The sequence below is a fragment of the Kushneria indalinina DSM 14324 genome (assembly GCF_003385845.1).
GTDB classification, from domain to species: Bacteria; Pseudomonadota; Gammaproteobacteria; order Pseudomonadales; family Halomonadaceae; genus Kushneria; species Kushneria indalinina.
The window spans coordinates 259,840-275,783 of the sequence record NZ_QRDJ01000006.1 but is presented as its reverse complement, the minus strand read 5'-3'; the positions used below and the strand labels follow the sequence as shown (position 1 = coordinate 275,783).

Below are 15,944 nucleotides of genomic sequence, written 5' to 3'. Positions count from 1 at the left end.
ATTAACGTTACAAGGTATCATTTTGACGTTTTATATGCACAATCCTGCCACTACTCACACCAAACGACGGCACTGCCAAGAATCAAGGAGCTCTTTGTCCCATGTCTGATGCCCCCCTCCACGCAGCCCACGATGCTGCACCCGATACTCTCCATCAAACCATGCGCGATCTGATCACCCCCTTGATCGATCGGGATGGTTACATTCCCACCGCCCTTGAGGGTGTACAGCTGATGGCCCTGCACGGCAGTCATCAGCGCACGCCGCTGGTCTACGAGCCCGGGCTGATCATCATCGTTCAGGGCGAGAAGGTGGGATATCTGGGGGAGCGTGTGATCCACTATGGCGCGGGGCACTATCTGGTACAGGCCATGCCGGTTCCCTTTGAGTGCGAGACGCAGGCCACACCTCAGGCCCCCCTGCTGGGGGTCTTTATCAGCATCGACATGATCATGCTCGGCGAGCTGAGCCAGGTCATGCCGACAGCCTCTGACAATGTGTCGCCTCCCGACCCCATGGCGGCCGTGACGCTGACCTCTTCCATGGCCCATGGCGTCATGCATCTGCTGGAGTGTCTGCACGATGAAACCATGTGCCGCGCACTGGGCCGACAGCGTATCCGGGAAGTGTTGTTCGAGGCACTCAGGGGGCCACAGGGAGAGTCACTGCGCCAGCTGTTGCAGCAGACCCAGTATGGGCGCATCGGCCATGCGCTCGAGACGCTGCACCGCGACTATGCGCAGCCACTGTCCGTCGAGACGCTGGCCGAGAAGGTCAACATGAGCGCTTCAGCCTTTCATCATCACTTCAAGCGCTTTACCCATCTGTCGCCCCTGCAGTATCAAAAACGCATTCGCCTTCTCAAGGCGCGCGCCATGATTGCGGCCAGAACCCACAACGTCAGCAGTGCCGCCGGCGCCGTAGGCTATCAGAGTGCCTCGCAGTTCAGTCGGGAATACAAGCGTTATTTCGGCAACCAGCCGGTGGGGGATCAACGCCTGGAGCGTCAGGGCGCTGAGTGATCGGCCGTGCGCTCATTGGCCATTCGCGCCAGTTCCGCCTCCTTGTGGCGCATGAAGGGGGCATTGATGAAGGCACCGAAGGGAATGAAAGCCGCCAGGATCATCCGCGCGATATCCAGACCATTCCAGCCGCCCATGGACACCACTCGAAAGACCACGGACAGATAGAGGAGAAAGGCAACGCCATGGATGGGCCCCATGATGGAAACCGCCAGCGGCATGCCCGCAACATGCTTGAGCGGTACAGCCACCACGATCAGCAGCAACAGCGTCGTGCCTTCCAGTATCGACACCAGCCGCAGGCGTTTCATTCGGGTATGGATCAGTTCAGGGGTATTCAATGGTGGCTCTCTTGAATCGGTATGCGTTGGGAAAGGGTCATGAGGTTACTTTAATGAAGGAAGGCATCGTGGCGCTACCCGCTATCCTTGGCTGACGCCTGCCATCACTCCCCCGCCTCGACCTGTAATGCCATCGAATCACGGAACAGGCCATAGACGGCATGGTCATGCACGACCCCGTTGACGCTTTCAGCACGCGTGATCACACCTTCCAGCGTGGCGCCCAGACGCTCACACACGGCCCGGCTTCGAGTATTGCCCGTCGCCGCCGAGATCTGCACCTTCTCCAGACCGTAATGCTCGAACGCCAGCCGCGTCATCGCCTGACAGGCAAGCGTCATCAATCCCTGCCCCTGCCAGCGCTCTCCCAGCCAGTATCCCAGACTGGCCCGGCCGGTGGCCGGCAAAATCTCGTTGAAACTTATCGTCCCCACCAGCACAGGGCGCGTCTGATGATAATGGAGGCCGCAGATCAAACGCTTGCCGTCAGCGTAATCGTGCAGCGACTGACGAATGAATCCGGCGCTGTCGGCCGGCGATACTGTATGCGCCACCCAGCCCAGCCACGGGCTCAGATGGGCCCGGTTGTCTGCCACCAGTCGGTAGAGTTCAGGCGCCATGTGGGGGTGAAGCAGCGACAGGGACAACGTTTCATTGATCGAATGATGGAACATATCGGCTTTTCAGGAGGCGTCGTGTCAACAGGAGTGCTCGGTCTTCCACTATATGCGTGATCCTGGATAAAGCCACCCCTGCCCGGCTTTCTCAAACCATTGCCCGTGCCATCTTCACGCACTTCATTGAAAAATGACCCGTCAGAAAGACAGCACCAATAATATTAGATAATTTTAATGTTTAATTACAGGAATATAACACATCACCTGTTTTGATTATTACGGGCATGGGACGTTACAACGTCAAGGACACTGACATGTTCAATCAACGCAACGCCCTGTTTGCCGGCACGCTGGCCCTGGTTTTTGGTGCCACCGTACCGCTCGCCCAGGCAGACGAGCAGAATCAGAACATGGAACAGCAGGACCATGTCGAGGAGCAGAATCAGGAAGAGATGACGCCAGAGAATTTTGCCGACGGCGCCTCTGCCATCAATAGCGGTGAGCTTAATGCGGCCGAAATGGCACTCGACAAGGACGACATCTCGCCTGACACCCGCCAGCTGGCCGAGCGTCTTCAAAAGGATCATACCGAGGTTCAGGACAAGCTGAAGTCCATTGCCCAGAACAAGGATCTCGATCTCTCCTCCACGGCCAACATGACCGCGCTGACCGGTGCTCCCAGGCTGATGGTTCAGGATGGCAGCTCGTTTGATGCAAGCTTTGCCGACCTTCAGGTAGAAGCGCATGAAGAAGCCGTTGCCTTTTCCAAGCGCGCCTCCGAGATGCTTGATGATGCCGAGCTCAAGGAGTTCGCCGATGAAGCACTGCCGGGCCTTGAAGAGCATCTGGACATGGCAAGGGCCTGCTCTCGCGGCGACACCGATCAGGCTTCAGCCCGTCATCGTTTGGCCGATATGGTGAGGCAGCCAGCATATGATCAGGCATGGATGACCACGAAGGGAGTCAGGGCATGAAGGGCATTATTTTCAACATGTTTAACGATATCGTGGTCAGTCGCTTTAACGAACAGACCTGGGAGGCGTTGCTCGAAAATGCCCGGGTCAGCGGCGCCTATTCATCGCTTGGCAACTACGACGATCAGGATATGTTTGCTCTGGTGGGTGCGGCCAGTCACCACCTGGGCATGACGCCTCAGCAATGTCTTCACTGGATGGGGCGAGAGATGCTGCCGCGTCTTGGCAGTTTTTATCCGGGCATGCTTGAGCGCTTTAACACGACATTTTCCACGCTCAAGGCACTCAACAATGTCATCCATCCGGAGGTGGTCAGGTATCACCCCGATGCCGTTGTACCGGTCTTTCATTATCATGAGGTATCCACCAACAGCATGGTGATGGAATATCGTTCGGCGCGCGGCATCTGCAGCCTTGCCCACGGGCTCATGCAGGGCTGTAGTGATTATTTCAACGAAAGCGTTGAGATCGACCATATCCAGTGTCGCCACCGCGGTGATGAGCACTGCCTTTTTCGCATTACGATCCGATGAAAAAACCACCACCGGAAAGCCTCTCCGACACCATCGAACGCCTGCAACGGCAGCTGGCGCGTGAGCGTCAGGCCCGCCGTGATGCAGAGCAGGTTGCCGAGACCAGCACGCGTCGACTTTATCGCGAGCAGTTAAAGCTTCAGGCCATCTCACAGGTTGCCACCCATGCCCACGGTGGCATGCGTCTTCGTCAGGCCACCAAAGAGGCCCTCAAGGCACTGTTGAAACATACCGCCTGGCGCTACTGTCGGGTCGTCTACAAGCCCTTTGACAACATTACCCCGCCGGTGCGTGTCTCTGCCCTGTGTGAGGGCGAAAACCCGCTAACCCGCCCCGGAGTCAGCCTGACGGCCTCGGCACGGGTGTGGCTTGAACAGGCCAGCCCGCTCGACATCCTCATGGATGAGCGCATCACTCACGAGAAGCGCTGGCCGGAGAACATGCATCGGCGTCTTCTCTGCGGTATCGGCATCGGTGAACAGTGCATGGGCGCGCTGGAGCTGTTCTCCTATCGGGACGATGAAGACACCACCTTCAGCCAGGAGATGGTGCTGGCGCTGGTGCGCGAGCTGGCTCATATCTACAAGAGCGAGCGCGACCGGCAGGCGATCGAGCGCATGGCCTGGCGTGATGTCCTGACCGGCGCCCTGAATCGAGCCGCCTTCTTTCGGGATCTTGAAACCATCACCATCGATACGCGACCGATGGCGCTTTTGTATATCGATCTGGCCGGATTTGGCGAAATCAATGAAGACTACGGTCATGAAATCGCTGACCGTTACCTGTTCGAGATCGCGCGTCGGCTCGAAAATGAACCCTTGAGTCGCAGCGTGGCCCGTCTGGGCAGCGATGAATTCGTCCTGCTGCTGCCCCTGATCGACACCGCCCATGCCGGCACCATCGTCCGGGATCTGCTGGCCGATCTGACCAAACCCTTGATGCTGGATCATTACCGTATCGATCCGGCCTTCAGTGCCGGCCTTGCCCTCTATCCCGAGGATGCCAGCGACGGTCACGCCCTGTTTTACGCAGCCGATACTGCCCTGAGCCATGCCCGCGAGCATGGCAGTACCAGCCTGCGCCGCTTTGATGCCGAGATTGCCGAGCAGCTCGAGCGGCGCAAGCAGCTGGCCATGCGCGTGCGCCAGGCCGTCACCCGTCAGGAATTTGTGGCGTTCTTTCAGCCCATCGTCTCGCGCGACTACCGGATTGTGGGCGCTGAAGCGCTGCTGCGCTGGCAGGCCCCCGATGCGCCCGGCCCTGCCGAATTCATTCCCCTTCTGGAGGAGCAGGGACTCATACGCGAGGTGGGGCGGCAAATGCTGCATGACGTCATCCACACGGCTGCACGATGGCGTCATGAACAGGAGGCTTTCCAGAACATCTCGGTCAACGTCTCACCGATACAGCTGCGTGAAGAAGCCTTCGTCAACCACGTCATCGACGCGCTGAAGACAAGTGGCCTGCCGGCAAGCTGTCTGATCCTGGAAATTACGGAGAGCCTTTACATCAGCGCCGAGAAGGCGGTGCTCAACCGTCTGGCCCGTCTGCGCCAGCTCGGGGTCAGACTGGCGCTTGATGACTTCGGCACCGGGTACAGTGCGCTGAGCTATCTGCAGTGGATGCCGCTGGATATCCTCAAGATCGACAAGAGCTTTGTGCTCAAGCTGGCCGAAGAGCACGCCGAGCGGGACATCACGATCGTGCGGGCCATCATTCAGATTGCCCAGGCCTGCGGTCTGGATGTCACCGCAGAAGGGATCGAGTCGGCCGAGGTCGCACGCATCATGTGCGAACTCGGCGCGCACTGCCTGCAGGGATATCACTTCAGCCGCCCGCTCGGCGAGGAGGCCATGACGGCACTGCTCCACTCGAGTGCAATGCCGCCACCGTCGCATCAGCCGCTTATTGACTGAGGTCCCGGTCCTCTTCTTCCTGCTCCTGCTCGCGACGCCGGCGATCTTCCTCTTCTTCGCGCACGTCCTCGATGACCTCCAGCAGGTCACTGACATCCACGCTGGCACTGTCACGATCGAAGGTGCCGGTCAGCGGGTAGTCGGGATGAAGTTCGCCGGCCTCATAGAGTGACCATATCTCGAGCCCGTAGTCGGTGTTCAAAAGCGATGGCGCATAGCGGCCAAAACTGCGGCGCATGTTGTCCACGTCCCGCAGCAGCATGCGCGGCGCATTGTTGTTGCCGGCGGCGTCAACGGCCTGCGGCAGATCGATGATGACCGGCCCTTCACGGCCGACCAGCACGTTGAATTCCGACAGATCGCCATGCACCAGCCCGGCACACAGCATGCGCGCCACATCGACCACGATGCGGTGATGGTACTCGATCGCCTGCGCTTCACTGAGCTTGATGTCATCAAGACGCGGCGCGGGGTCGCCCTCGTCATCAACGATCATCTCCATGAGCAGCACGCCATCGACGAAGCCATGCGGCTCGGGCACGCGCACGCCGGCGTCCGAGAGCCGGTACAGCGCCTCGACCTCGGCATTGAGCCAGGCGGACTCCTGCTCGCGCTGACCATAGCGCGTTTTCTTGGACATGGCCCTTGCCCGGCGGCTGTTACGGACCTGGCGTCCTTCCTGATACTGAACGGCCTGCTTGAAACTGCGCTTGCTGGCCTCCTTGAAAATCTTGGCACAGCGCAGCTCACTGCCACAGCGCACCACGTAGACCTGAGCTTCCTTGCCACTTTGAAGCTGAAACACGATGTCATCGATCAGCCCATCATCTACCAGTGGCTGTAATCGTTTGGGAATTTTCATGCGACCTCTTTGTCCGCTCCTGTCATGACGAGTCTGGCACAACAATCATGATGACCATATCGGCACGCAACGTACATGATTCGTACCTGATATCGATGATTAGCGCGTCACCCGACGCGCTCGGAAGCTGCGCCCCTTGAGGCGTCCGTTGTTCAAATGGTTCAGCGCAGCGTCTGCCACCTCGCGCTGCACGGCCACCCAGGCGCTTCGCTCCAGCACCTTTATTTTGCCTACCTGGGTGGCATCGATACCGGCTTCGCCGGTCAGTGCCCCCACGATATCGCCCGGGCGAATCTTCTGCTTCTTGCCGGCATCGATCATCAGCGTTGCCATCGCAGGCCTGAACGGTGTGCGCGTCAAAACGCTCGCCTCCGGCAGCGACTCAAGCGTGATTGGCTCGTCCTGCTGCGCCTCATAAAGCGACAGCCGCGTGCGTTCGCGCTCGCCGACCAGGCTATGCGCCGTGCCCTGGCCGCCGGCCCGCCCGGTGCGTCCGACCCGATGAACATGCGTTTCCATGTCATGGGCCAGCTGATAGTTGAACACCGCATCCAGGGCCTCGATATCCAGCCCGCGGGCGGCCACATCGGTGGCCACCAGAACCGAGATGCTGCCGTTGGCCAGAAGAATCAACGTGCGGTCGCGGTCGCGCTGCTCCATGTCACCGTGCAGTGCTGTAGCGTCAAAGCCGTGATCGTTGAGGGCATCGCTGACTGACTGCACCTCGCGGCGGGTGTTGCAAAACACCACGCTGGACGCCGGACGGTACTTGAGCAGAAGACGTCTCAACGCCTCAAGGCGCGCCGTATCGTTGTCGACGGCGTAAAAATGCTGCCGGATGCTCTGCTCGTCGTGATCGGTGTCCACCTCGACAGTCGTCGGGTCCTGCATCACCCGGGCGGCGACCGGCGCCAGCGACTCGCTCCAGGTGGCGCTGAACAGGAGCGTCTGACGACGACGGGGGGTGACCTCGATGATGGCATCGAGTGCGTCCTGAAAGCCCATGTCGAGCATGCGATCGGCTTCATCCAGCACCAGCACGTTCAGGGCTTCAAGACTCAGTGAGCCGCGGCGCAGGTGGTCCTCGACCCGCCCGGGCGTCCCCACGATGATATGGGCCCCGTGAAACAGCGACTCCCGCTGGGGTCCGATCGGCACGCCGCCGCACAGGGTCAGCACCTTGACGTTGTGAAGACCGCGGGCCAGACGCCGAATCTCCTCACCGACCTGATCGGCCAGCTCGCGCGTCGGACACAGCACCAGCGACTGTACGCAAAAACGCTTCACATCCAGACGCGCCAGAAGGCTCAGCCCGAAGGCGGCGGTCTTGCCGGAGCCGGTGCGCCCGCGGCCGATCACATCCCGACCGGCCAGCATCAGCGGCAGGCTTTCGGCCTGGATGGGGGTCATGGCGTGATAGCCCAGCGTTGCCAGGTTATCCGAAAGCGCAGGCGGCAGGGCCAGCGATGCAAAGTCGGTCACGGCGCCGGGGGCATCATTCGACATGAGGACAAATCCTTGTAGGCTGTTAGAGAAGGGACTGCCGTCATGCAAGGCAATATGTGCAGGGCGCGCAGCATAACAGAGCCGATGCTCAATATCCGCGGGTCGGGTGCTTTCCTGCCCCGACGCGGGTCGCTTCAAATAACGCTGTTCGCTCCCGGCGGGGTTAACGTAAAATCGCCGCATAATGGTAATCAAGGAACGGAATTCGATATGGGCAGGGCTTTCCAGAACCGCAAGGAATCCATGGCCAAAACGGCCGACGCCAAGACCAAGGTCTACAGCAAGTACGGGCGTGAAATTTATGTCTGCGCCAAGTCAGGTGGTACCGATCCGTCGGGTAACCTGACGCTGCGCGGTCTGATCGAGCGGGCCAAGAAGGATCAGGTGCCCTCACACGTCATCGACAAGGCGCTCGACAAGGCCAATGGCGCAGGCGGTGAGGACTTCTCGCCGGCACGCTATGAAGGCTTTGGCCCCGGCAACTGCATGGTGATCGTGGAGTGTCTGACCGACAACCCCAACCGCACCTTCGGCGATGTGCGCGGCGTCTTTACCAAGACGAAATCAAAGATCGGCACGCCAGGCAGCGTCAGCCACATGTTCGATCACAGCGCCATTCTTGCCTTCAAGGGCGAGGATGACGATGCCGTGCTCGAGGCGCTGATGGAAGCCGATGTTGATGTCAGCGACATCGAAAACGAAAACGGCAGACTCACGGTCTTTGCCCCGCACACCGAATATGCCAAAGCCAAGCAGGCCTTGCTGGACGCCTTCGGTGACATGGATTTTGAAACGGATGAAATCCAGTTCGTCCCGCAGACCGCGACCCCGGTCGAAGGCGAGGATGTTGCACAGCTCGAGAAATTTCTGGGCATGCTCAATGATCTGGACGACGTACAGAACGTCTTCCACAACGCCGAGCTGCCCGAGAACGCCTGACGCCCGCGCATGCATCAAAAAAACCCACCAGCCGGTGGGTTTTTCATTTTCAAAAGGCGAGCAGCACCCTCGATACCTGAGGTTAGCGACCCACCTTGGAAATTTTCGCCCCTTCCAGCGACACCCCACCCTGGATGCCCTGATTGTTCATGACAAAGGCGACGACTTCCTGATTGGCGGTATTGTTGGTGATCTGACCGTTGGCACCGATATCGGCCACGGCGACTCCGGCATTGGCCCCCACCGACCAGCCGTTATCACTGCGTACACGATTAAGCGCCCGCTCGGTCATCAGCAGATAGACCACGGCCTGCGACTGAGCGCCGGCCTGAAACCCGATCGAACCGCTGGTGGTGGTGTAGTAGCCGGCTTCCGCCCCATCGATCAAGAGCTGACCATCGCCGTGGCTGGCCCCGAACACGAAGCTGGCGCCGAGCACGCCCGGGAATACCAGCACCCCTTCCGATTTTTGCACCAGATTGCGGGCCTGAGGCGCCGTGCGATACAACCGATCAAGCGTCTCCTGCACGCTTTGATCAAGTTCGGCGCGCTTGGCCATCTGGCTCTGGCGATCGGAAGGGCTGGTCGTGGTACAGGCGGACAGCGTGGTGGCCCCCAGCACAGCGGCAAGCGCCAGGGCACCGGCGCGGGTAAAGCGGGAAAAACGTGACATATAAAGGCCTCCTTGCCATACAAAATGCACCGTTTCGAAATCTTACGGTGGGATTAAAAAGGGTAACGCTCTGTGGAGGTATAGACCAGAAACGCGGTTTCGACCGGCATATCTGAAAAATGCCCATATAAAGACGCCTTCCTCTCCCGACCACCATTGTCATTAAACAGTCACGATATCGCTTCAAGTTGATCAGGGCTGACGACATGATTCGGGATCGGGAGTTTCACCACCATGATGTTGACTGACAAATGCCTGGCGATAGCGGCCGCCACTCTGCTGATCTACGGCACGGTTTTCGCCGGCGCGCCCTCACCATCCAATACCAGCGAGGGTCAGACCGCTTTGACACAGGGTCAGCCCCAGACCCAGGCCGGGACCAGCATTACTCACCAGGACGGCGCTCAACCCCAGGCGGCAATGTGATCGACACGTTCCGCGATGCGATGGGCATTGCCTCGGACGGTAGCGCAGACAACAGATAACGCTGTATTCAGGCGCCGCCGACCGGGTCGCGCCGGTCGCTGAAGTCCTCACGACGATAACCACGAATATTTGAGAGCATCATGTGGCCATCATGCCGCCCCCGGCGATGGCCCTCAAGGACCTGCCCTGCCCCTGAGGCCTCTGGCGCGTTATCATCGCGCCACATTTTCTGCCGGATCATTGTCATGCCGATTCTTCAAAGCATCGTCCATCATCTCGACAAGTCCGCCGACGACCAGAACGCGACACTCAGCGCTGCACAATCCCCCATGGCCGAGTCAGCGGCCATGGAGAGCCTGCTCAACCACTTCAATGCAACCTTCAACGGCAAGACCAAGGGCTGGGGGCATTTTAACGGTGACGGGTCGCAGAGCGCGTTTTCCAAATCCTTGAGCGAGTACCTGGCCGGCAATCTCGATTTTGTCGCCTTTACACAGCAGGGCGCCGAAGGCTTTCGCACGCTGATTGATGAGCATCTTCCCACCGGGGGCCCGCTACTGTTCGTTCATGCCCGCCAGGGCGAAGCCGAATTTCTGACCGTGGCCCTGCTCCACTATCGGGAGGGCTTCACGCTCGATGAGCAGTTCAATGTCACCACGGGCCGCCAGCTCAACCTGAACCAGATGACGCTGGCCGTACGCATCGACCTGACCCAGTGGCAGGCCGGTCAGTCGAAGCAATATATTGCCTTCACCCGCGATCGCGGCGGCAAGAAGCTCAGCGAAGAATTTCAGGCCTTTCTCGGCTGCACCGAGGGCGTGGATGCCACCAGCGAGACCCGCACCCTGCTCAAGGCCTTCAGCGACTATGTCGAAAGCGAGTCGATGGATGAGTCCCGGAGTCGCGAGAAGACCGATGCGGTGATCGACTACGCCAGCGATCAGTCAAAGCGCGGTGAGTCGATTACCCTCGAGGAGTTTTCAAGCCTGGTGGATGACGAACGTCCGGACGCCTTTTATGACTACATCCGCAACAAGGATTACGGCCTCTCTCCGGAAATCCCGCCAGACAAGCGCACCCTGCAGCAGTTTCGCCGCTTTACCGGGCGCGCCAGCGGCATGTCGATCAGCTTTGACTCCCACCTGCTCGGCGACAGCATCGAGTACAACGAGACGCAGGACCGGCTGATCATCAAGAAGGTGCCCGACAAGCTGAAGGCGCAGCTGCTCGATCAGCGCGGCTAGCGTTCAAACGATCCAGTGAACGGCAGGACCCTTTTGTGGGGCGTGTTGTGAGGCGTGCGATGGCGTCTTTCATGCAGTGCCCGAACGGCATCCACCAGCGCCGTGACCGGCCCTTCTACCACCACCTCAGGCGCGATCGCGTGGATGGGCAGCATGCGCACGGGTGAGGCCGGCGCCTTGAGCTGCGCAAGCCATTCGCCCAGCTGCTCCGAGGAACTGATAAAGACAATACGCCCCAACCCCGCCCAGGCGTGGGCGGCAGCGCACATCGGGCAGTGCTCGCCTGAGGTATAGACCGTGGCACGGGCGCGCGCCTCGGGGGTCATGTGCGCCGCCGCCCAGCGCGCCAGCGCAAGCTCCGGATGCTCGGTGGCATCCCCTGTCACCACGCAGTTGCGCGCTTCCTGCAACACCTCGCCACTGCCATCGACCAGCACGCTGCCAAAGGGATCATCGCCGGCCTCAAGGGCCTCGCGCGCCAGCGCTACACAGCGCTCAAGATGCCTGTGACTCTCTTCATTGATCATGTGATGCGCTTCCTTGCCTGGGATTGAGACGTGTCGAACGGGATCAAAAAACGCCCCGATCGTAACCTTCAGTAATGCTTAAGCGACAATGTCTGGCTATAGTGGTGCCCGACTCGGAGCACGTCGAGACATAGGGAACTATCTCGTATCAAGGATTGAGGAGATATGTCCGTGAAGGGACGCACAGGATACTTTTTACGCCAGGGCGGAAGATGCGCTCTGCACCTTTTCCCGGTACTGCTTCCCCTGGTAGCGCTGTCAGGCTGCGGCGCTGACATGCCCGGCTTCATGAACCCGCAGGGACAGGTCGCCGAGGCACAGCGTTATCATTTCTGGGTCGTCATCGCACTGGTCATGATCGTGGTGATCCCGGTCATCATACAGACGCCGCTGATTTTGTGGCGCTATCGTTATCGCGGCCACGCGGTGTACCGACCCAAATGGTACATGTCGCGCTGGCTGGATATCGTCATGTGGGCGGTACCGATCCTGATCGTTGCCATTTTAAGCGTCTATGTCTGGCGCCAGACCCATGAGCTTGACCCTTACCGACCCATTGCCGGCGACAAGCCGCCACTGGAAATACAGGTCGTGGGCTACGACTGGAAATGGCTTTTCATCTATCCCGACCAGGGGATCGCCACGATGGGTCAGCTGGTTATCCCGGTGGATCGACCAATCGCCTTTTCGCTCACCTCGGCCACGGTTTTGCAGTCGTTTTTTATCCCGGCGCTGGGCAGCCAGATCGATGTCATGAACCGCATGGTGACCCGGCTACACCTCAAGGCGGATCACCCGGGCCGTTTCGAAGGCAAGAACATGCAGTACAACGGCGAGGGCTTTCACCGCCAGCGCTTTATTACCCGCGCCGTGGATGATGACGCCTTTGACGACTTTGTTCAGCGCACCCGGGAGCAGGGGCAACCGCTGAATCAAAGTGCCTACAAAATCATCGCGCAAAAGGGTGACAACCGCGATGCGGCGCGCGCCCTCGGTCTTGATACGCATGACAGCGACGCGGTGATTCGCTTCGCGCCGGTGCCGGACGGGCTCTTCCATATCATCATGGAGGGCTCGCCCATCGACTGGTCAACGACTGATGTCTCGCCGCCGCAGCTGGGGGCCACCCGTACCAGCGTGATTCAAACACCCCCAGACGATGACACATCTTCCGCTTCCGACCCGCAATCGTCCTCACATCAGCACAAGGAGGCGCAGCCATGAGCGATGCAACGAGCCTGATTTTTGGCCGTCTTGGCTGGGACGCGCTGCCCTTCTGGAGCATGCTGGACGATCATTCGGCCATGAGCATCATCAACGGCGTGATCGCCACCGGCGCGGCCGGCATGGTGGTGCTGGGGATACTGGCGGCCATCGTGCTGGTGACCTGGCTTGGCAAGTGGAAGTACCTGTGGTCGAAGTGGCTGACCAGCCCCGACCATAAAAAGATCGGCATCATGTTTATCGTCATTGCCCTTGTGATGCTGTCACGCGCCATCATTGAGGCCGTGTTCATGCGCGCTCAGCAGGCGGTGGGGCTCGATGGCGGCTTTTTGACCGCCGAGCATTTCGGGGAACTCTTTACCACCCACGGCACGATCATGATCTTTTTCATGGCGATGCCGTTTCTGACCGGCATTATCAACTACGTGATGCCCCTGCAGATCGGCGCGCGGGATCTCTCCTTTCCGGTCATGAACCAGATAAGTCTCGGCCTGACGGCGGCCGGCGCGGCCCTGACCATGATCTCGCTGGTACTGGCGCCCTTTTCCACCGGCGGCTGGACCGGCTACCCGCCCTTTACGGAGCTTTCTTATAATCCCGGCGCGGGGGTCGATTACTGGCTCTGGGCGGTGACACTTTCCACGCTCTCTTCGACGCTGACCGGCATCAACTTCGCCGTCACCATCTTCAAAAAACGCGCCCCGGGCATGACGCTCTTTCGCATGCCGCTCTTTACCTGGACGGCGCTGTGCACGGCGATTCTGATGATCTTTGGCATGCCACCGCTGACTGTGGCCACAGGGCTTCTGGCGCTGGATCGCTATCTCGACTTTCACATGTTCACCACCGATCTGGGCGGCAACATGATGAACTACGTCAATCTGCTCTGGGCCTTTGGTCACCCCGAGGTCTACATTCTGATCCTGCCGCCCTTTGGCATCTTCTCCGAGATCTTTGCCACCTTCTCCGGCAAGCGCATCTACGGCTACAAAATCCTCGTCATTGCCACCATGTGCATTGCGATCCTGTCGTTTACCGTCTGGCTGCATCACTTTTTCACCATGGGCCAGAGCGCGCACATCAACGCCGCCTTCGGCATCGCCACCATGCTGATCGGCATTCCCACCGGGGTGAAGGTGTATGACTGGATGCTGACCATGTACCGCGGGCGCATCCGCCTGTCGGTACCGATGGTCTATGCCATCGGCTTTATCATGCTGTTCGTGCTGGGCGGCATGACCGGCATCATCCTCGCCACGCCCAGCGTGGACTATCAGGTACACAACTCGCTGTTTCTGATTGCCCACTTTCATAACATGCTGATCCCCGGGCTCCTGTTCGGCATGCTCAGCGCGACCAACTTCTGGTTCCCCAAGGCCTTCGGATTTCGTCTGGAAGAGCGCTGGGGTTACCGGGCCGCCTTTTGCTGGATCATCGGTTTCATGCTGGCCTTCTTCCCGCTCTACGTGCTGGGGCTGATGGGCATGCCGCGTCGCTCGGTGGCGTATTTCGAACCGCAGTATGTGCCCTGGATGATTACCGCCGGTATCGGCGCCCTGGTGATCCTGGCGGCGCTTTTGTGCCTTTTGATCCAGCTATGGGTGAGCATTCGCGACCGTCACGCCAACAACGTCTTTGCCGGCGACCCCTGGGATGGCCGAACGCTGGAATGGGGCATCTCATCACCGCCGCCGGAATACAACTTCCCGGTGATTCCCGAAATCTACAGCATCGATGCCTTCATGACCGAGAAGGACCGCGGCCAGGGCTGGCAGGCGCCGGATCGATACGACGATATCGAAATGCCGGCCAACAGTGCCATGGGCGTAATCATTGGCATCACCGGTCTGGCCATGGCCTTTGGCCTGACCTGGTACATGTGGTGGCTGGTGATCGGCGCGGGTCTGGTAACGCTGGTCGCCGTCATCGCCCGCGGCTTTGGGCGCACCACCACCCGCACCATTGCAGCCTGTGAAGTACAGCGCACCCACGAGCACTGGCTGGAACAGGTCAGGCTGACCCACCCGATCGACCGGTCGCTTGAGCAGACCACCTCCAATCACGGTCGACCCGTGCCACCCATCGAGGGAGCCGTGCAATGAGTTCAGGCAACACTCGCGCGCTTGAAGGCAACAGTCGCCATCCCGGCCTCAATCTGGGGCCGGCGCACGCCCAGGAAGAGGACACCCGCGAGGAGATGGTGTTCGGTTTCTGGGTGTTCATGATGAGCGATTTGATTTTATTTGGGCTGCTGTTTGCCACCTACGTCACCATGCTGGGCGGCACCGCCGGCGGGCCGGGGCCCAAAGAGCTTTTCGAACTCAAAAGCGCCTTCATTCAGACCATGATCCTGCTGGTCAGCAGCGTCACCTTCGGCATGGCCTCCCTTGCCCTCAAGTACCGCGAAGACAAGGCGCGCCTGGTGGTGTGGCTGCTGGTCACGCTGGCGCTTGGCCTTGCGTTTCTGTTCTTCGAGCTCAAGGACTTTCACAGCATGTTCGACAAGGGCGGCGTGCCCTCGCGCAGCGGCTATCTGTCGGCGTTTTTCTCGCTGGTGCCGCTGCATGGCCTGCACGTGACCGGCGCCTGTATCTGGCTGGTGGCCCTTCTGGGTCAGATGGCCGTCCACGGCCTGGACGCTCCGGTCAAGACCGGCATTCTGCGCCTGGCGATCCTGTGGCACTTCCTGGACATCGTCTGGATCGGCATTTTTTCACTGGTCTATCTGGGAGGGCTGTCATGAGTACGCGCCAACTCAACGAGCAGGAAGCCCGCGAGTGCAAAACCGAGCAGCGAAGCTATCTGTGGGGGTTTGGACTGGCGCTGGTGCTGACGCTGATCCCCTTTGGGCTGGTCGCCTTCGCCGATGTCGAGCGCATGACGCTGTGGCTCACGATCGGGGGCTGCGCGCTGGCCCAGGTCATCGTGCATCTGCGCTTTTTCATGCACATTACGCTGGCCAAAAACAAGCGCGAAGACCTACTGCTGGTTCTCTTCACCGTGCTGATTCTGGTGATCCTGTGCGGCGGCACGCTGTGGATTCTGTTTGATCTTTACAAGCGCATGCTGCCCGGCATGATGCCCTGAAAAAGGGTCGCAAGGCGCGCATTCGATACAAGACAGCCCGGCCATGGCCGGGC

The 15,944-nt window shown here is 59.8% G+C and carries 17 protein-coding genes; 11 read left to right on the top strand and 6 right to left on the bottom strand.

Annotation, left to right across the window (positions count from 1 at the left end):
- The first annotated feature begins 101 nt into the window (after positions 1-101).
- Positions 102-1,022 carry an AraC family transcriptional regulator gene (locus C8D72_RS01300; protein ID WP_115852619.1) on the top strand — a complete coding sequence of 307 codons (921 nt, stop codon included), beginning with the start codon at positions 102-104 and terminating at the stop codon, positions 1,020-1,022.
- Here the strand turns inward: C8D72_RS01300 and C8D72_RS01295 are convergent.
- Both C8D72_RS01295 and C8D72_RS01290 read right to left on the bottom strand, forming a co-directional pair.
- Positions 1,007-1,363 (bottom strand): DUF3817 domain-containing protein, encoded by a 357-nt coding sequence (locus C8D72_RS01295; RefSeq protein ID WP_245955107.1) that lies wholly within the window; start codon positions 1,361-1,363, stop codon positions 1,007-1,009. The genes C8D72_RS01300 and C8D72_RS01295 overlap by 16 nt on opposite strands.
- Before the next feature lie 104 nt (positions 1,364-1,467).
- Positions 1,468-2,037: a GNAT family N-acetyltransferase gene (locus tag C8D72_RS01290; RefSeq protein ID WP_115852618.1), complete on the bottom strand. Its 570-nt coding sequence runs from the start codon at positions 2,035-2,037 to the stop codon at positions 1,468-1,470.
- Positions 2,038-2,294: 257 nt separating this feature from the next.
- Here C8D72_RS01290 and C8D72_RS01285 point away from each other — a divergent pair, with 257 nt between their 5' ends.
- Genes C8D72_RS01285 through C8D72_RS01275 form a run of 3 tightly spaced genes read left to right on the top strand, consistent with a single transcriptional unit; the run spans position 2,295 to position 5,403 of the window.
- Positions 2,295-2,954: a DUF4142 domain-containing protein gene (locus C8D72_RS01285; RefSeq protein ID WP_170140458.1), complete on the top strand. Its 660-nt coding sequence runs from the start codon at positions 2,295-2,297 to the stop codon at positions 2,952-2,954.
- Positions 2,951-3,487, top strand: coding sequence for a heme NO-binding domain-containing protein (locus tag C8D72_RS01280; RefSeq protein ID WP_115852616.1), 537 nt, complete (start codon positions 2,951-2,953; stop codon positions 3,485-3,487). The genes C8D72_RS01285 and C8D72_RS01280 overlap by 4 nt, the downstream gene beginning before the upstream one ends.
- A complete protein-coding gene (locus C8D72_RS01275) occupies positions 3,484-5,403 on the top strand; it encodes a putative bifunctional diguanylate cyclase/phosphodiesterase (protein WP_115852615.1) in 1,920 nt (639 codons plus the stop codon). The genes C8D72_RS01280 and C8D72_RS01275 overlap by 4 nt, the downstream gene beginning before the upstream one ends.
- On the opposite strand, the gene C8D72_RS01270 is transcribed toward C8D72_RS01275, so the two are convergent.
- The gene (locus C8D72_RS01270; RefSeq protein WP_115852614.1) at positions 5,393-6,265 is read right to left on the bottom strand and encodes a PA4780 family RIO1-like protein kinase; all 873 of its coding nucleotides are present in this window, start codon (positions 6,263-6,265) and stop codon (positions 5,393-5,395) included. The genes C8D72_RS01275 and C8D72_RS01270 overlap by 11 nt on opposite strands.
- Positions 6,266-6,364: 99 nt before the next feature.
- Positions 6,365-7,771, bottom strand: coding sequence for an ATP-dependent RNA helicase DbpA (gene dbpA, locus C8D72_RS01265; RefSeq protein ID WP_115852613.1), 1,407 nt, complete (start codon positions 7,769-7,771; stop codon positions 6,365-6,367).
- Between the two features lie 210 nt (positions 7,772-7,981).
- On the opposite strand from dbpA, the gene C8D72_RS01260 reads away from it, so the two are divergent.
- Positions 7,982-8,710 carry a YebC/PmpR family DNA-binding transcriptional regulator gene (locus C8D72_RS01260; protein ID WP_115852612.1) on the top strand — a complete coding sequence of 243 codons (729 nt, stop codon included), beginning with the start codon at positions 7,982-7,984 and terminating at the stop codon, positions 8,708-8,710.
- Positions 8,711-8,792: 82 nt separating this feature from the next.
- Here C8D72_RS01260 and C8D72_RS01255 read toward each other — a convergent pair whose 3' ends face one another.
- A complete protein-coding gene (locus C8D72_RS01255; protein ID WP_115852611.1) occupies positions 8,793-9,383 on the bottom strand; it encodes a BPSL1445 family SYLF domain-containing lipoprotein in 591 nt (196 codons plus the stop codon).
- A 234-nt stretch (positions 9,384-9,617) separates the two neighbouring features.
- Here C8D72_RS01255 and C8D72_RS01250 point away from each other — a divergent pair, with 234 nt between their 5' ends.
- Positions 9,618-9,809, top strand: coding sequence for a hypothetical protein (locus C8D72_RS01250; RefSeq protein ID WP_115852610.1), 192 nt, complete (start codon positions 9,618-9,620; stop codon positions 9,807-9,809).
- 245 nt (positions 9,810-10,054) lie between these two features.
- Positions 10,055-11,053, top strand: a complete 999-nt coding sequence (yejK, locus tag C8D72_RS01245) for a nucleoid-associated protein YejK (protein ID WP_115852609.1) — start codon at positions 10,055-10,057, stop codon at positions 11,051-11,053.
- On the opposite strand, the gene C8D72_RS01240 is transcribed toward yejK, so the two are convergent.
- On the bottom strand, positions 11,050-11,580 hold the full coding sequence (locus C8D72_RS01240) for a nucleoside deaminase (protein ID WP_115852608.1): 531 nt from the start codon (positions 11,578-11,580) through the stop codon (positions 11,050-11,052). The two genes, yejK and C8D72_RS01240, sit on opposite strands and share 4 nt — an antisense overlap.
- 276 nt (positions 11,581-11,856) lie before the next feature.
- Between C8D72_RS01240 and C8D72_RS01235 the strand changes: the two genes are divergently transcribed.
- Genes C8D72_RS01235 through cyoD form a run of 4 tightly spaced genes read left to right on the top strand, consistent with a single transcriptional unit; the run spans position 11,857 to position 15,891 of the window.
- Positions 11,857-12,804 carry a cytochrome ubiquinol oxidase subunit II family protein gene (locus tag C8D72_RS01235; RefSeq protein WP_170140457.1) on the top strand — a complete coding sequence of 316 codons (948 nt, stop codon included), beginning with the start codon at positions 11,857-11,859 and terminating at the stop codon, positions 12,802-12,804.
- Positions 12,801-14,906, top strand: a complete 2,106-nt coding sequence (locus C8D72_RS01230; protein WP_115852606.1) for a cbb3-type cytochrome c oxidase subunit I — start codon at positions 12,801-12,803, stop codon at positions 14,904-14,906. Before C8D72_RS01235 ends, C8D72_RS01230 begins: the two co-directional genes overlap by 4 nt.
- Positions 14,903-15,547 (top strand): cytochrome c oxidase subunit 3, encoded by a 645-nt coding sequence (locus tag C8D72_RS01225; RefSeq protein ID WP_115852605.1) that lies wholly within the window; start codon positions 14,903-14,905, stop codon positions 15,545-15,547. The genes C8D72_RS01230 and C8D72_RS01225 overlap by 4 nt, the downstream gene beginning before the upstream one ends.
- Entirely contained in the window at positions 15,544-15,891 is a 348-nt protein-coding gene (gene cyoD / locus C8D72_RS01220; RefSeq protein ID WP_115852604.1) for a cytochrome o ubiquinol oxidase subunit IV, read from the top strand. Before C8D72_RS01225 ends, cyoD begins: the two co-directional genes overlap by 4 nt.
- Positions 15,892-15,944 lie beyond the last annotated feature (53 nt).

Coding starts and splice junctions, on each gene's coding strand:
- C8D72_RS01300 (WP_115852619.1), top strand. CDS start 102: ATGTCTGATGCCCCCCTCCACGCAGCCCACGATGCTGCACCCGATACT.
- C8D72_RS01235 (WP_170140457.1), top strand. CDS start 11,857: ATGCCCGGCTTCATGAACCCGCAGGGACAGGTCGCCGAGGCACAGCGT.
- C8D72_RS01250 (WP_115852610.1), top strand. CDS start 9,618: ATGATGTTGACTGACAAATGCCTGGCGATAGCGGCCGCCACTCTGCTG.
- C8D72_RS01255 (WP_115852611.1), bottom strand. CDS start 9,383: ATGTCACGTTTTTCCCGCTTTACCCGCGCCGGTGCCCTGGCGCTTGCC.
- C8D72_RS01240 (WP_115852608.1), bottom strand. CDS start 11,580: ATGATCAATGAAGAGAGTCACAGGCATCTTGAGCGCTGTGTAGCGCTG.
- C8D72_RS01285 (WP_170140458.1), top strand. CDS start 2,295: ATGTTCAATCAACGCAACGCCCTGTTTGCCGGCACGCTGGCCCTGGTT.
- C8D72_RS01270 (WP_115852614.1), bottom strand. CDS start 6,265: ATGAAAATTCCCAAACGATTACAGCCACTGGTAGATGATGGGCTGATC.
- C8D72_RS01290 (WP_115852618.1), bottom strand. CDS start 2,037: ATGTTCCATCATTCGATCAATGAAACGTTGTCCCTGTCGCTGCTTCAC.
- cyoD (WP_115852604.1), top strand. CDS start 15,544: ATGAGTACGCGCCAACTCAACGAGCAGGAAGCCCGCGAGTGCAAAACC.
- dbpA (WP_115852613.1), bottom strand. CDS start 7,771: ATGTCGAATGATGCCCCCGGCGCCGTGACCGACTTTGCATCGCTGGCC.
- yejK (WP_115852609.1), top strand. CDS start 10,055: ATGCCGATTCTTCAAAGCATCGTCCATCATCTCGACAAGTCCGCCGAC.
- C8D72_RS01260 (WP_115852612.1), top strand. CDS start 7,982: ATGGGCAGGGCTTTCCAGAACCGCAAGGAATCCATGGCCAAAACGGCC.
- C8D72_RS01230 (WP_115852606.1), top strand. CDS start 12,801: ATGAGCGATGCAACGAGCCTGATTTTTGGCCGTCTTGGCTGGGACGCG.
- C8D72_RS01280 (WP_115852616.1), top strand. CDS start 2,951: ATGAAGGGCATTATTTTCAACATGTTTAACGATATCGTGGTCAGTCGC.
- C8D72_RS01225 (WP_115852605.1), top strand. CDS start 14,903: ATGAGTTCAGGCAACACTCGCGCGCTTGAAGGCAACAGTCGCCATCCC.
- C8D72_RS01275 (WP_115852615.1), top strand. CDS start 3,484: ATGAAAAAACCACCACCGGAAAGCCTCTCCGACACCATCGAACGCCTG.